Raw genomic sequence first — 13937 nt, forward strand, 5'->3', positions numbered from 1 at the left:
ATCCTCGGCTGGGTCGTTCGGAAGAGGTGGGTTGGTGCGCGCCGCGTCCCGCGGCGCCGGGCTCACGCGGCGCGATATCGCGAGACGGTCGGGTCCCCGGCGATCCAGTAGCGCCAGGGGAACTCCGCGGCCGATCCGCCCGGACCGCTCACGCCGGTGCGCGGCCCGCGCTCCCACGCCGTGACGCCCGCGGGCGCCGCCCGCAGCTCCACGACCATCGACCCGGTCCCAGCAGCAGCCGCGCCGCCGATCTCGAGACCGTCGTGCTCACCGGTCAGGCCGAGCGCCTTGGCCAGTCGCGCGGGGCCGCTCGCGAGGTCGCGGTCGGACCGCGAGGACGGCCGACGACGACGCGCGAGCTCCAGTCCCTCAATCACCTCGCCGGCGCGGAGCAGCACGGCCGACCCCTCGCCCTCGGGACCCGTGACGAGGTTGGCGCACCAGTGCATGCCGTAGGTGAAGTAGACGTAGACGCGGCCGGCCGAGGCGAACATCGAGGCGTTGCGGGCGGTCGGCCCGCGCCGCGCGTGCGAGCCGGGGTCCTCGGCACCGCCGTAGGCCTCGACCTCGGTGAGGCGTACGGTCACCGTTCCCTCGGCCGTCGTCGCGCTCAGCTCGGCGCCGAGCAGGTCGCGCGCCACCTCGTTGACGTCGCGCGCGAACCACTCCGCCGGCAGCGGAGTGACGTCGAGCGAGAGGTTGGGCACGCCCCCGATCCTCCCACACGGGCACGCGGCGGGCCTCCCCGCCTCGCCCGCCCCGACACCGCGGCGCACCGTCCGTCGCGCCTGGTCAGTCGCGTCCCGCCGTGGCGGTCACCACCATGAGGCGCTCGTCCCCCGTGAACGCGGTCCCGGCCCAGTCGCCGTCGATCCGCACGGCACCGAACCCCGCGCGGGCGAGCTGCCGCTCGATGGTCGCGCGGTCGCGAAAGACGAGCGTCTCCTCCCGCGTGAGCGTCTCGCCGAGGTCGAGGAGCTCGTTCCGCCAGACGAGCCGGACGAGCCCGCCGCCCAGATCCGTCACGTCGAGACCCTCGCGGAGCCGTCCGCTGGGCGTCGCGCGCGTCGTGATCGGCCACGTCGCCCACTCCTCCCACGCGCGCCGCGCCGGGTTGCGCGACTCGAACGCCACGACGCCGCCGTCCGCCATCGCGCGGCGCAGGTCGAGGAGCGTCAGCTCCCACGCAGGATCGAGGATGTGCTGGGCGACGTTGCCGGTCATCACGGCCAGGTCGACCGGGTCACCACCGGCGCGGTCGCCACCCGCGCGGTCGCCACCGGCCCGGTCACGGCGCAGGACGCCGCTGTCCCCCTCGATCCAGGTGACGGCGTCCGCGCCGTCCCTCGCGCGCGCCGCCCCGAGCATCGCCCGGGACGGATCGATACCGACGACGCGGCGGTCGTGGTCGTCCGCGGCGAGCGCGACGGTGAGCAGCCCGGTCCCGCAGCCGAGGTCGACCACGTGCCGCGCGCCGATCCGCCGCGCGAGGGCGCGGTAGAAGTCGTGGTCCTCACCGGCGGGGTTGTCCTCGTCGTAGAGCGCCACGAGGCGCGGGTCGTAGTCGGTCACCGCGTCACCCCGGGGAGGCGCCGTCGTCGGGACGAGACGTCGTCCCGGGCGCGGTCGTGTCGACGACGACGTCGGCGCGCTCCCGCGTCCGGTCGCGCTCCGCGAGGCGCAGCTCGTCCGCCATCCACCCGAGCCAGTGAGCGCGCGCCTCCTCGCCGTCGCGCGCCAGGCCTCGCGCGAGCCGCAGGTCGTCGGGCGCCTCGACGTAGATCACCAGCGCGGCCAGCTCACCGACCTCCGGAGGCGCGCTGCCGCAGCCCTCGAGGACGACGACGTCGCTGGGCAGGACGGTCGTGACCGCGTCCTCGAACGCGCCGGCGAGCCAGTCGTAGCGCCGGTACCGCCCCGGCCGGCCGGCCCGCAGGGGCGCGACGACGTCACGCGCGAGCGTCGCGCCGACGTCGAGGAGGCCGCCCCACCCGGCGAGGAGATCGTCGACGTGCACGACGGTGGCGCCGAGCCCGCGTCGCGCCGCCTCCTCGGCGATCCGCCTCGCCAGCGTCGTCTTGCCGGCTCCCGCGAGACCGTCGACGCAGACGAGCCGGGTGTCGCCGGTCCCGGCGGCGTCGCCGTCGCCCCGGGGCGCGAGCACGCGGCCGGCGAGAGCGCGGTCGAGCAGGTCGGCGACGACGGCGCGGTCCCCGGCGTCCGGAGCGCTCACGCCGGGTCGGGTCCCGCACCGACGCCCGCGCCGACGCCCGCGCCGACGTCGGCGACGGCCCAGGCGCGCAGCAGCTCCGCGCGCTCGCGCGCGGCGGCGAGCTGCTCCGCGACGCGGACGGGCGCGGTGCCCCCGGCGCCGTCGCGGGAGGCGATCGAGCCGGCGACCGTGAGCACCTCGCGCACGGCCGGCGTGAGGTGCGGTGAGATGGCGGCCAGCTCGGCGTCGGTCAGCTCGTCGAGCCCGATCGCCGGCTCGTGCGCCTCGCACGCCCGCACGCAGGCACCGGCAAGCTCGTGCGCCTCGCGGAACGGCACGCCCGCGCGCACGAGCCACTCCGCGATGTCGGTGGCGAGCGAATAGCCCTCCGGCGCGAGCGCCGCCAGCCGGTCGGTGTGGAAGGTGAGCGTCGCGACCATCCCCGCGACGGCGGGCAGCAGCACCTCGAGCTGCGTCGCGGCGTCGAAGACCGGCTCCTTGTCCTCCTGCAGGTCGCGGTTGTACGCGAGCGGGAGGCCCTTGAGCGTCGCGAGCAGACCCGTGAGGTCGCCGATGAGCCGACCGGCCTTGCCGCGCGCGAGCTCCGCGATGTCCGGGTTCTTCTTCTGCGGCATGATGCTCGACCCCGTCGAGTACCCGTCGTGCAGCGTGACGAACCCGAACTCCCTGGTCGCCCAGAGGATGACCTCCTCCGACAGCCGCGAGAGGTTGACGCCGATCAGCGCCGCGACGAACGACCACTCGGCCACCACGTCGCGCGAGGCCGTCCCGTCGATCGAGTTCTCGACGGGCCCGGCGAAGCCGAGGTCGGCGGCGACGGCGGCGGGGTCGAGCCCGAGCGACGACCCGGCCAGCGCGCCCGAGCCGTAGGGCGAGAGCGCGGCCCGCGCGTCCCAGTCGCGCAGGCGGTCGACGTCGCGCAGGAGCGGCCAGGCGTGCGCAAGGAGCTGGTGGGCGAGCAGCACGGGCTGAGCGTGCTGGAGGTGGGTGCGCCCCGGCATGGGGGCGTCGCCGTGCGCCGCGGCCTGGTCGACGAGGGCGTCGACGACGTCGAGCACGCCCCCGGCGACGGCGCGCGCGTGCCGGCGCAGGTAGAGCCGGACCAGCGTGGCGATCTGGTCGTTGCGCGAGCGCCCGGCCCGCAGCCGGCCGCCGACCTCCGGCCCCACTCGCTCGATGAGGATGCGCTCGAGGGCGCCGTGGACGTCCTCGTCACCCGGGTCGGGCAGGAGCGTGCCGGCCGCGACGTCGGAGGCCATCCCGGCCAGGGCGTCGACGAGCGTCGTCAGGTCGGCGTCGGAGAGCAGGCCGGCCCGGTGCAGCGCCCGGGCGTGGGCCCGCGAGCCGGCGAGGTCGAGCTCGGCCAGCGCCCAGTCGAACTGCGTCGAGCGCGAGAGCTCGCGCAGCGCCGGTGACGGCCCCGAGGCGAACCGGCCGCCCCACAGGGCGCCGGTGTTCGTCGTGCCGCCGCCGCTGGCGCCGTCGGGCGCGCCGGTGCCGTCGATCTGGGAAGTCACGCTGGGTTCTCCTCGGGGTGGGGTGGTTCGGTCTCGCCCCACGTCTCGCCGCGCGAGGCGAGCTCGAGGAGCTGCTCGACGACGCCGCCGGCCCCGTCGACGTCGCGCGAGATGACGAGGACCGTGTCGTCGCCGGCGATCGTGCCGAGGACGCCGGGCAGGATCGACTGGTCGATCGCGGAGGCGAAGAAGTGGGCGGCCCCGGGCGGGGTGCGCAGGACGGCGAGGTTGCCGCTCGACTCGGCCGACAGGAGCAGCTCGGCCGCCAGCCGCTCGAGCCGCCGCGCGAGCATGGTCGGCTGCTCGACCTGCCGATGGGCGTGGTAGCCACCGCCCTCGGGCGGCAGCGTGTAGACGAGGCCCTCGGTCGTGTGGACCTTGAGGGCGCGCAGCTCCATGAGGTCGCGGGACAGCGTCGCCTGCGTCACGTTGACACCGTCGGCGGCGAGCACCTCCGACAGCTCGCCCTGCGAGCGGATCGTGCCGCGGCTGATCGCGGTCGCGATGAGCGCGTGCCGGGCGGCCTTCGTCGCCGGGACCCCGTTCACCGCTAGGTCCGTTCGCCGGCGCGGGCGAGGAACGTGAGGATGGCCTTCTGGGCGTGCAGCCGGTTCTCGGCCTGGTCCCAGACGACGGCGCGCGGCCCGTCGAGCACCTCGGAGGTGATCTCCTTGCCGCGGTAGGCGGGCAGGCAGTGCAGGACGACGGCCGACGGGTCGGCGAGGTCCAGCAGCTCGGCGTCGAGCTGGTACGGGACGAAGACCTCCTCGCGCTTGTCGGCGTCGCCCTCCTGGCCCATCGACACCCAGGTGTCGGTCGCGACCGCGTCCGCCCCGACGACCGCGAGCCGCGGGTCGTCGTGCACGCTCACGTGCGCGCCCGTCTCGGCCGCGATCGCCTGCGCGCGGGCGAGGACGTCGGCGCGCGGCCCGAACTGCGGCGGGCAGCCGACGTGGACGTCCATCCCGGCCAGCGCGGCGCCGAGCAGGTAGGAGTGCGCCATGTTGTTCGAGCCGTCGCCGACGTAGGCGAGCGTCCGGCCCGCGAGCGCCGGCCCGCTCGCGGAGAACCCGCCCGCGTGCTCCGCGATCGTCAGCAGGTCGGCGAGCACCTGGCACGGGTGGTAGTCGTCGGTGAGCGCGTTGACCACCGGGACGCCGGACCACGCCGCCATGCCCTCGAGGTCGCTCTGGTGGAAGGTCCGCCAGATGATGGCGGCGACCTGGCGGCCGAGGACGCGGGCGACGTCGGCGACGGACTCGCGCGTCCCGATCTTCGCCAGGTTGCCGTCCACCATGAGCGGGTAGCCGCCGAGCTCGGCGACGCCGGTCGTGAACGAGACCTGGGTGCGCAGCGTCGGCTTGTCGAAGATGATCGCGACGGATCGCGGGCCGGCGAACGGCTGCTCCGCGTGCCGGTCGGCCTTCAGCGCCGCGGCGAGCTCGAGGACCTCGCGCTGCTCGGCACTCGTCAGGTCGTCGTCGGCGAGGAAGGAGCGGACGCGCGGCGCCGGGCTGGTCGTGGTCGGTGTGCTCATGCTGGGGTCTCCCGGGAGGGGGCGGCCGACGCCGCCCGGACTGCTGCGTCGACGAAACCGGGCAGGGCCGCCGTGAAGCTCTCGGCCTGCTCCGCCGTGAGGACGAGCGGCGGCGCGAGCCGCAGCGAGGTGGGCGTGGGGGCGTTGACGACGAAGCCCGCGTCCAGCGCGCGACGCTGGACGTCGGCCGCCACCGGCTCGGTCAGCTCGACCGCGACGAGCAGCCCCTCGCCGCGGGCCTCGGCCACCCCGGGCACCGCGGCCAGCGCGGCCCGCCAGGACTCGCCGAGCCGCGCGACGTGCGCGAGCAGGCCGTCCCGCTCGATGACGTGGAGCGTCGCCAGCGCGGCCGCGGCTGCCACGGGGTTGCCGCCGAAGGTCGTGCCGTGGTTGCCGGGGCCGAACAGCGCACCGGCCTCGCCGTAGCCGATCACCGCGCCGATCGGGAAGCCGCCGCCGAGGCCCTTGGCGAGGGTGACGACGTCGGGGACGATCCCGCCGCCGAGCTGCGGGAGCTGGTGCGCGAGCCACGCGCCGCAGCGTCCGATGCCGGTCTGGACCTCGTCGAGCACGAGGAGCGCCCCGTGCTGCCGCGTCAGCTCGCGCGCCGCGGCGAGGTAGCCGGGCGGGAGCGGCCGGACGCCGGCCTCGCCCTGCACCGGCTCGGCGAACAGCGCGGCCACGCCCCCGGCCTCCAGCGCCGTCCGGAGCGCCTCGACGTCGCCGGCGGGGATGAACTCCACCCCGCCGGGAAGCGGCTCGAACGGTTCGCGGTAGGCGGCCTTCGAGGTGAGCGAGAGCGCCCCCATCGTGCGGCCGTGGAAGGAGTGCTCGAGCGCGAGCACCCGCGTCGCGCCCGTGGCACGGCCGTGCAGCCGGGCCATCTTGAGCGCGGCCTCGTTGGCCTCGGTGCCGGAGTTGGTGAAGAACACGCGCGTCCCAGCGGGCGGCTGGGCCCCCTCGACGACGGACAGCTCGAGCAGCAGCTCCGCGAGCGCGACCTGCGTCGGCGTCGCGAAGAAGTTCGAGACGTGGCCGAGCGTGCCGAGCTGCGCCGCGATGGCCGAGACCAGCGTCGGGTGGGCGTGACCGAGCGCGTTGACCGCGATCCCCGCGAGGAGATCGAGGTAGCGGTTGCCGTCCGCGTCCCACACGTACGCGCCCTCGCCACGCACCAGCACGCGCTGGGGTGCGCCGAACGTGTTCATCAGGGCGCCCGAGTACCGCTCGGCGAGCTCGAGGCCCGTGGCGCCCTGCGTCGTCGTCATGGTGGTCATGCGTTCCCTCCCGCAGCTCCCGCGCCGCCAACGACGGGCGCGGCGTGCCGCCCGCCCCCGGCGTCGAACTCCGGCTCGCGCGAGCCGGGCAGCACCATCGTGCCCACACCGTCGGAGGTGAAGATCTCCAGCAGCAGGGCGTGCGGGCTGCGTCCGTCGATGACGTGCGCCTGCGGCACGCCGCCCTGGACGGCGCGCAGGCACGCCTCCATCTTCGGGACCATGCCGGACTGCAGGCCCGGCAGCAGGTCGGCGAGCTGGACCTCGCCGAGCCGGCGCACGAGTGATGACCGGTCCGGCCAGCTCGCGTAGAGCCCCTCGACGTCGGTGAGCACGACGAGCTTCGTCGCGCCGAGCGCGACGGCCAGGGCTGCGGCCGCGGTGTCCGCGTTGACGTTGAGCACCTGGCTCGGGTCGGCGGCGTCGACCGCGATCGTCGAGACGACGGGGACGCGGCCGGCGTCGAGCAGGTCCTGGACGGCGGCGGGATCGACCGACGTGACGTCCCCGACCTGGCCGAGGTCGACCTCGACGCCGTCCACGACCGTGCCGCGCGGCGTGCCGAGGAACAGGCCGCCGTCCTCGCCGGACAGGCCGACCGCGTAGGGGCCGCGCTCGTTGAGCATCGTGACGAGGCGGCGCTGCACCTGGCCGGTCAGCACCATCCGGACGACGTCCATCGCCTCGGGCGTCGTGACGCGCAGGCCTCCGCGGAACTCGGACGCGATGCCGAGCCGGCTCAGCATCTCGCTGATCTGCGGGCCACCGCCGTGGACGACGACCGGTCGAAGCCCGACGCGACGCAGGAACACGACGTCGTCGGCGAAGGCGCGCTCCAGGTCGGGGTCGACCATCGCGTTGCCGCCGAACTTGATGACGACGATCGCGCCGGCGAACTTCTCCAGCCACGGCAGGGCCTGGATGAGGACCTCGGCCTTCTGGAAGGCGCGCAGGTCGCGCGCGGTGTCGAGCCCAAGCGTGTCGATGGGGTCGTGGGTCGGTTCGCTCATGTGGAGTACGCGCTGTTCTCGTGGACGTAGTCGTGGGTGAGGTCGTTGGTCCAGACGGTCGCCTCGGCGTCGCCGGCGTGCAGGTCGAGCTCGACGCGCACCTCGCGCGCACCGGCCAGGTCGACGAGCGTGCGGTCCTCGCCGACGCCGCCGGCGCGGCAGACCTGGACGCCGTTGATGCTGACGTCGAGCGTCAGCGGGTCGTACGGCGCGACGCTCTCGGGCACCGTGCCGGCGGCGGCGAGGACGCGGCCCCAGTTCGGGTCGTTGCCGAAGATCGCGGCCTTGAACAGGTTCGACCGGGTGACGGCGCGCGCGACCGCGACCGCGGCGTCCTCGCTGCTGGCGTTGCGCACGGTGACCGCGATGTCGTGGCTCGCGCCCTCGGCATCCGCGACGAGCGCGCGGGCCAGCTTGGCGCAGGCCAGCTCGAGCGCGGCCTCGAGCTCGCCGGCACCGGGGGTGACGCCGCTCGCACCCGAGGCGAGGAGCAGGACGGTGTCGTTCGTCGACATGCAGCCGTCGGAGTCGACTCGGTCGAACGTGCGCCGGGTGGCGCCGCGCAGGGCGGCGTCGGCGCGCTCGGCGTCGACGACGGCGTCCGTCGTGAGGACGACCAGCATGGTGGCGAGGCCGGGCGCGAGCATGCCGGCGCCCTTGGCCATGCCGCCGACGCTCCAGGCGGGACCGGTGGCGTCGTCGCTGGCGTCGGGGCCGGGGACGTGGACGGTCTTGGCGACGGTGTCGGTCGTCATGATGGCGGCGGCCGCCGCGTCGCCGCCGTCCGTCGAGCGGTCGGCGACGGCCGCGACCGCGGCGTCGATGCCCGCGAGGAGCTTCTCCATCGGCAGGCGCTCACCGATGAGCCCGGTCGAGCAGACGAGCACGTCCTGCGAGTCGATCCCGAGCGCGGCGGCGAGGTGCTCGGCGGTGCGGTGGGTGTCGGCGAAGCCCTCGGGACCCGTGCACGCGTTGGCGCCGCCGGAGTTGAGGACGACCGCGCGGGCCACACCGTCGGCCACGGCCGTGCGCGACCAGACGACCGGTGCCGCGACGACACGGTTGGTCGTGAAGACGCCGGCCGCGACGGCCAGCGGGCCGTCGTTGACCACGAGCGCGAGGTCGCTGCGGCCGGACGGCTTCAGGCCGGCCGTGACGCCGGCGGCGCGGAAGCCGGCGGGGGTGGTGACGGTCATGCGGTGCTCCTCACGGGGCTCGACGTGCTCACGGGGCGACTCCGGTGACCGGCAGGCCGGCGGTCTCGGGGAGCCCGAGGGCGAGGTTGAGGGACTGCACGGCGGCGCCGGCCGTCCCCTTGACGAGGTTGTCGATGGCGCAGGTGACGACGACACGGCCGGCGCGCTCGTCCACCTCGACCGCCATGATCGCGGTGTTGGCGCCGAGGGTGCTCGCGGACGTCGGCTGCGCGCCGGCGGGGAGGACGTGGACGAAGGCCTCGTCGTCGTACGCGGCACCCCAGGCGGCCCGCAGGTCCGCCTCGGTGACGCCCGGCCGGATCGGGGCCGTCACCGTGGCGAGGATGCCGCGCGACATGGGGACGAGGACGGGGGTGAAGCTGAGCCGGACGTCCGCCAGCCCGTCCCGCCCCGCGCCGGCGACGCGCAGGTTCTGCACGATCTCCGGGTTGTGCCGGTGCCCGCCGCCGACGCCGTAGGGAACCGCCGCGCCGGCCGCCTCGCTCGCGAGCAGGTGGGTCTTGGCCGTCTTGCCCGCGCCGGAGTAGCCGACGGCGAGCACGGCCACGACGTCGCCCGGGTCGACGAGCCCGGCGGCGACGCCCGGCTGGAGGGCGAGCGTGACGGCGGTGACGTTGCAGCCGGGGACGGCGACGCGACGGGTCGCGGCCAGCGCGGCGCGCTGGGCCGAGGCCGAGGACTCCCCCGCGTGCAGCAGCTCCGGCATGCCGTAGGTCCAGGTGCCGGCGTGCTCACTGCCGTAGTAGTGCCGCCAGTCGTCGGGGTCGACGAGCCGGTGGTCGGCTCCGACGTCGATGACGAGGACGTCCGGGTCGACGGCCTGGAGCGCGGCGGCGACCTCGCCCGAGGCCCCGTGCGGGAGCGCGAGGAACACGACGTCGTGACCCGCGAGCGCCTCGGGCGTCGTCGGGGCGAAGACGCGGCCGGCGATCGCCGGGTGGGCCGCGAGGTGCGGCTGCTGGGCGGCGACCGGCTCCCCGGCGTTCGAGTGCGCCGTGAGGGCGCCGAGCGTCAGCCCGGGGTGGTCGAGCGCGAGGCGAGCGAGCTCGCCGCCCGCGTAGCCGCTCGCGCCGGCGATGGCAACGGATACAGTCACCCGCATAACTATACATAGTGCTGACCGGGCGGACGCGTGAACCACCGGACGGCGGCCGGCTCCGCGGGTAGGTTCGAGGCATGCGCGCGATCCAGGCAACCACGGCAGGCGGTCCCGACGTCCTCGAGCTGGTCGAGCTGCCGGACCCGGTCCCGGGGCCCGGCGAGGTGCTCGTCCGGGTGGCGGCGGCCGGGGTCAACTTCATCGACACCTACCGCCGCGGCGGGGTCTACCCGATGCCGTTCCCGCACGTCGTCGGCTCCGAGGGGGCCGGTGTCGTCGAGCGGATCGGTGACGACGCGAGCGACGTCGAGGTCGGCGACCACGTCGCGTGGTCCGACGCGCCCGGCTCCTACGCCGAGCTGGTCGTCGTGCCCGCGGCCAGGACGCTGCCCGTGCCCGCCGACGTGCCGCTCGACGTCGCGGCGGCGCTGCCGCTCCAGGGGATGACGGCGCACTACCTCGCGTGCTCGACCTACCCGGTGCAGCCGGGTGACGTCGCGCTCGTGCACGCCGGCGCCGGCGGTGTCGGCCTGCTGCTGACCCAGCTCGTCGTCGCACGCGGCGGACGCGTCGTCTCGACCGTCTCGACGCCCGAGAAGGCCGAGCTGTCCCGGGCGGCGGGGGCCGAGCACGTCATCCGGTACGACGAGCTGGACGACCTCGCGACACAGCTCCCGGCGCTCGTGCGGGAGGCGACCGGCGGCGACGGCGTGAGCGTCGTCTACGACGGGGTAGGCCGGTCGACGTTCGACGCGTCGCTCGCCTCGCTGCGCCGCCGCGGGATGCTCGTGCTGTTCGGCGGCGCGAGCGGCCAGGTTCCGCCGTTCGACCTGCAGCGGCTGAACTCGGGCGGCTCGCTCTACGTCACCCGCCCGACGCTGGCCGACTACGTCGCCACGCGCGAGGAGCTCGTCGACCGGGCAGACGACCTGTTCCGCCGGGTCGAGGACGGGACGCTGGACGTCCGGATCGGGGCGCGCTTCCCGCTCGCCGAGGCCGCGGCGGCCCACCGGGCGCTGGAGGGGCGGGAGACGACGGGCAAGGTGCTGCTCGAGGTCTGAGGCCGACGATCACCGTCGGCATTCGCGTGGCTCGACGATGGCCGAGTCCGTTGTGCGCGTGATCGAAAGATCGACGATGCCTAGACTCCATACGACTCTCCCCACCGATGGAGCCAGATTCGCCGTGACCGACACCGCCGTCCCCGCTTCGCGTCCTACGTTCGCCCCCGGGAGCACGGTCGTCGTGCGCGACGAGGACTGGCTCGTCCAGAACGTCGAGCAGGTGTCCGAGCACGAGGTACACCTTGCCGTGCGCGGTATCAGCGGCATCACCCGCGACACCGAGGCGATCTTCTCCACGGCGATCGACCACATCGAACCGGTTGATCCGCGCAGGACCGCCGTCCGCCCCGACCCCTCTCCCGGCTTCCGAACCAGCCGGCTCTGGCTCGAGTCGATGATCCGCCGGACGCCGGTACCAGTGGCCCATCCGCACCTGACGGCATCGACAGGTGCGCTCGCCACCGTCCTGCCGTTCCAGCGCTCGGCCGTGCATCAGGCGCTCGACCCGGAGAACCTGCGTCCACGGATTCTGCTCGCCGACGCCGTCGGGCTCGGCAAGACGGTCGAGATCGGCATGATCCTCTCGGAGCTCGTCCGCCGGGGACGCGGGGAGCGCATCCTCGTGGTCACTCCCAAGCATGTGCTGGAGCAGACGCAGTTCGAGCTGTGGACACGGTTCGCCCTTCCCTTCGTCCGACTCGACTCGGTGGGGATCCAGCGCATCCGGCAGCAGCTCCCGGCGGGGCGCAATCCCTTCACGTTCTACAAGCGCGTCATCATCTCGATCGACACCCTGAAGTCCGATCAGTACATCCCGCACCTGCGCCACCAGTCCTGGGACGCCGTGGTGATCGACGAGTCCCACAACGTGACCAACTCGAGCACCAAGAACAACCGCCTCGCTGAGCTGCTCTCCCAGCGGACGGACGCCCTCATCCTCGCCAGCGCCACCCCGCACAACGGCAGGGCCGAGTCGTTCGCCGAGCTGGTGCGGATGCTGGAACCCAGTGCCGTGCTCCCCGACGGCACCCTGAACGAGGAGCTGGTGAAGCGTCTCGTGATCCGGCGTCACCGCCACTCCCCTGAGGTCGCCAGCGCCGTCGGCGCCGACTGGGCCGAGCGCCTCCCCCCTGACAACCGCGAGGTTCCGGCCTCCCCGATCGAGAACGAGATCGCCGCGGAGCTCGAGAGCACGTGGCTCTGGCCGGAGGGCGAGCCGCCGACCGCGAACCGTCTGTTCCCCTGGACACTCGCCAAGGCGTTCCTTTCCTCGCCGAGGGCACTGGAGGCCACCATCGCCGAGCGGCTCGGGCGACTGCCGCAGACACCGGCATCGGTACCGGAGCGCACGGCTCTGGAGCACCTGGGCATCCTCAATCGTCGCGCACTCGCCGAACCCAGCGCCAAGTACGGTGCGCTCCTCGACCGTCTGCGTGAGATCGGGGTGTCCCCGTCGTCGGAGGCGCGCGCGGTGGTGTTCGCCGAGCGCGTGCCAACGCTGCTGTGGCTGCAGGAAAAGCTACGGCGGGATCTGACACTTCCCGCCGAAGCGGTGGCTGTGCTGCACGGAGGACTGTCCGACGTGGAGCAGCAGGAGATCGTCGAGTCCTTCAAGCTCGCGGCCTCACCGATCCGAGTGCTCGTCACCGGCGATGTCGCGTCCGAGGGCGTCAACCTCCACGCCCAGTGTCACCACCTCATCCACTTCGACATCCCGTGGTCACTGATCAGGATCGAGCAGCGCAACGGCCGAATCGACCGGTACGGCCAACGTCGTCAACCGCAGATCACCACGCTGCTTCTGAAGCCCACCAGCGAACGGTTCGCCGGCGACTTCCGGGTGCTAACCCGGTTGGTCGAGCGGGAGCACGAGGCACACCGGGCGCTCGGGGACTCCGCCTCGCTCATGGGCACTTACTCAGTGCGCGCCGAGGAGGATGCTGTGCTCGACGTCGTTCGAGGAGCGCGGCAGTTCGACGCCGTGGTTCGCACGGTCGAGCAGGTCACCAGCGATGCGTCCCCGAACGGTCTGCTCGCCAGACTTCTCGCGCTGGGGACGCAGTCCGAACAGTCGACCGCCCCGACCACGAACGACACCGGGGCCGGAGCGACGTCCGGGCTCTACGCCCACGACCTCGACTTCCTGAGAGACGCGTTGATGCACGCGTACCACGGCACACCGAGCAACTCCTCGGCGGCCGGTGGCGTTGCCTGGACCGAGCACACGCGCCACTCACTTGCCAGTCTGGAACCTCCGCGCGACCTGAAGCAGCGCCTGCGCGTGCTTCCGGAGAGCTACCTGAGATCACGGCGAGTCACCGAACGGCTCATGCTCGCCACGACGAGCGACAAGGGCTCCAGCGAGATCGCGGCCGCCAGGGAGGCACGGGGCGACACCGCCTCTACCTCATGGCCGGAGGCGCACTACCTCGCGCCCCTCCACCCCGTCCTGGAGTGGGCGGCGGACCGAGCACTGGCGGCGCTGAGCAGAGGCCAGGTGTTCGCCGTCACCGGCGCCGTCGAGGAGATCACGGTACTCCTGCAGGGCACGCTCACCAACAAACGAGGCCAGGTGGTGGCCGGGAGCTATCTGACCGTTGGTTTCTCAGGTGGGCCGGGGTTCGGCGCTGTCACCGCACATACCTCGGCCCAGGCTGCCATCGCCTCGCTCGGCGTCTCCGCCGTCAACCGCGGAACTCTCGTCGGAGACGAACTGGATCGCTACATCTCGACCGCCGTCGATGCGGCTGCGGCGGCAGTCGATGTCCAGGTCAACGCCATCCGCGCCCAGACGAGTGAGCGTGTCAACCGGTGGCAGCAGCGCGTGCACGACTGGGAGAAGCAGGCCGAGGGTCGCACGCTCTTCACAGCTCTGCGGGAACGACGCGGCGTGATCGAGCAGGAACGTCGCCTTGCCGACTCGATGCTGCCGGACCGCACCCTGATCCGACCTCTGCTGGTCGTCGTCCCCGAGGAGTCCTGA

The 13937-nt window shown here is 73.8% G+C and carries 12 protein-coding genes; 2 read left to right on the top strand and 10 right to left on the bottom strand.

Translation table 11 applies throughout. The features are described 5' to 3' along the window. Positions 1-62: 62 nt before the first annotated feature. From EDD28_RS15875 to argC, 10 genes are all read right to left on the bottom strand, one after another. Positions 63-707, bottom strand: a complete 645-nt coding sequence (locus EDD28_RS15875) for a DNA-3-methyladenine glycosylase (RefSeq protein WP_123740689.1) — start codon at positions 705-707, stop codon at positions 63-65. A gap of 85 nt (positions 708-792) precedes the next feature. Further along, a complete protein-coding gene (locus EDD28_RS15880; protein ID WP_123740690.1) occupies positions 793-1572 on the bottom strand; it encodes a class I SAM-dependent methyltransferase in 780 nt (259 codons plus the stop codon). Between the two features lie 4 nt (positions 1573-1576). Beyond that, positions 1577-2233, bottom strand: coding sequence for a uridine kinase family protein (locus tag EDD28_RS15885; RefSeq protein ID WP_245968122.1), 657 nt, complete (start codon positions 2231-2233; stop codon positions 1577-1579). Continuing rightward, entirely contained in the window at positions 2230-3738 is a 1509-nt protein-coding gene (gene argH / locus EDD28_RS15890; RefSeq protein WP_123740978.1) for an argininosuccinate lyase, read from the bottom strand. The genes EDD28_RS15885 and argH overlap by 4 nt, the downstream gene beginning before the upstream one ends. An 8-nt stretch (positions 3739-3746) precedes the next feature. Continuing rightward, a complete protein-coding gene (locus EDD28_RS15895) occupies positions 3747-4298 on the bottom strand; it encodes an arginine repressor (protein ID WP_123740691.1) in 552 nt (183 codons plus the stop codon). 2 nt (positions 4299-4300) lie between these two features. Continuing rightward, positions 4301-5287, bottom strand: a complete 987-nt coding sequence (gene argF / locus EDD28_RS15900) for an ornithine carbamoyltransferase (protein WP_123740692.1) — start codon at positions 5285-5287, stop codon at positions 4301-4303. Next, the gene (locus EDD28_RS15905) at positions 5284-6564 is read right to left on the bottom strand and encodes an acetylornithine transaminase (RefSeq protein ID WP_123740693.1); all 1281 of its coding nucleotides are present in this window, start codon (positions 6562-6564) and stop codon (positions 5284-5286) included. Before EDD28_RS15905 ends, argF begins: the two co-directional genes overlap by 4 nt. Then, a complete protein-coding gene (gene argB, locus EDD28_RS15910; RefSeq protein ID WP_123740694.1) occupies positions 6561-7574 on the bottom strand; it encodes an acetylglutamate kinase in 1014 nt (337 codons plus the stop codon). Before argB ends, EDD28_RS15905 begins: the two co-directional genes overlap by 4 nt. Continuing rightward, positions 7571-8770, bottom strand: coding sequence for a bifunctional glutamate N-acetyltransferase/amino-acid acetyltransferase ArgJ (argJ, locus tag EDD28_RS15915; RefSeq protein ID WP_123740695.1), 1200 nt, complete (start codon positions 8768-8770; stop codon positions 7571-7573). The genes argB and argJ overlap by 4 nt, the downstream gene beginning before the upstream one ends. A 28-nt stretch (positions 8771-8798) precedes the next feature. Then, complete coding sequence (argC, locus tag EDD28_RS15920) at positions 8799-9893, bottom strand: N-acetyl-gamma-glutamyl-phosphate reductase (protein WP_123740696.1); 1095 nt, start codon at positions 9891-9893, stop codon at positions 8799-8801. 74 nt (positions 9894-9967) lie between these two features. On the opposite strand from argC, the gene EDD28_RS15925 reads away from it, so the two are divergent. Both EDD28_RS15925 and EDD28_RS15930 read left to right on the top strand, forming a co-directional pair. After that, positions 9968-10951, top strand: coding sequence for a quinone oxidoreductase family protein (locus EDD28_RS15925; RefSeq protein WP_123740697.1), 984 nt, complete (start codon positions 9968-9970; stop codon positions 10949-10951). Positions 10952-11075: 124 nt separating this feature from the next. Next, entirely contained in the window at positions 11076-13937 is a 2862-nt protein-coding gene (locus EDD28_RS15930) for a helicase-related protein (protein WP_245968123.1), read from the top strand.

The sequence above is a fragment of the Salana multivorans genome (assembly GCF_003751805.1).
GTDB lineage: Bacteria > Actinomycetota > Actinomycetes > Actinomycetales > Beutenbergiaceae > Salana > Salana multivorans.

Excerpts from the sequence above, each read along its gene's own strand:
- argB (WP_123740694.1), bottom strand. The coding sequence starts at position 7,574 with ATGAGCGAACCGACCCACGACCCCATCGACACGCTTGGGCTCGACACC.
- argJ (WP_123740695.1), bottom strand. The coding sequence starts at position 8,770 with ATGACCGTCACCACCCCCGCCGGCTTCCGCGCCGCCGGCGTCACGGCC.
- EDD28_RS15925 (WP_123740697.1), top strand. The coding sequence starts at position 9,968 with ATGCGCGCGATCCAGGCAACCACGGCAGGCGGTCCCGACGTCCTCGAG.
- argC (WP_123740696.1), bottom strand. The coding sequence starts at position 9,893 with ATGCGGGTGACTGTATCCGTTGCCATCGCCGGCGCGAGCGGCTACGCG.
- argF (WP_123740692.1), bottom strand. The coding sequence starts at position 5,287 with ATGAGCACACCGACCACGACCAGCCCGGCGCCGCGCGTCCGCTCCTTC.
- EDD28_RS15905 (WP_123740693.1), bottom strand. The coding sequence starts at position 6,564 with ATGACCACCATGACGACGACGCAGGGCGCCACGGGCCTCGAGCTCGCC.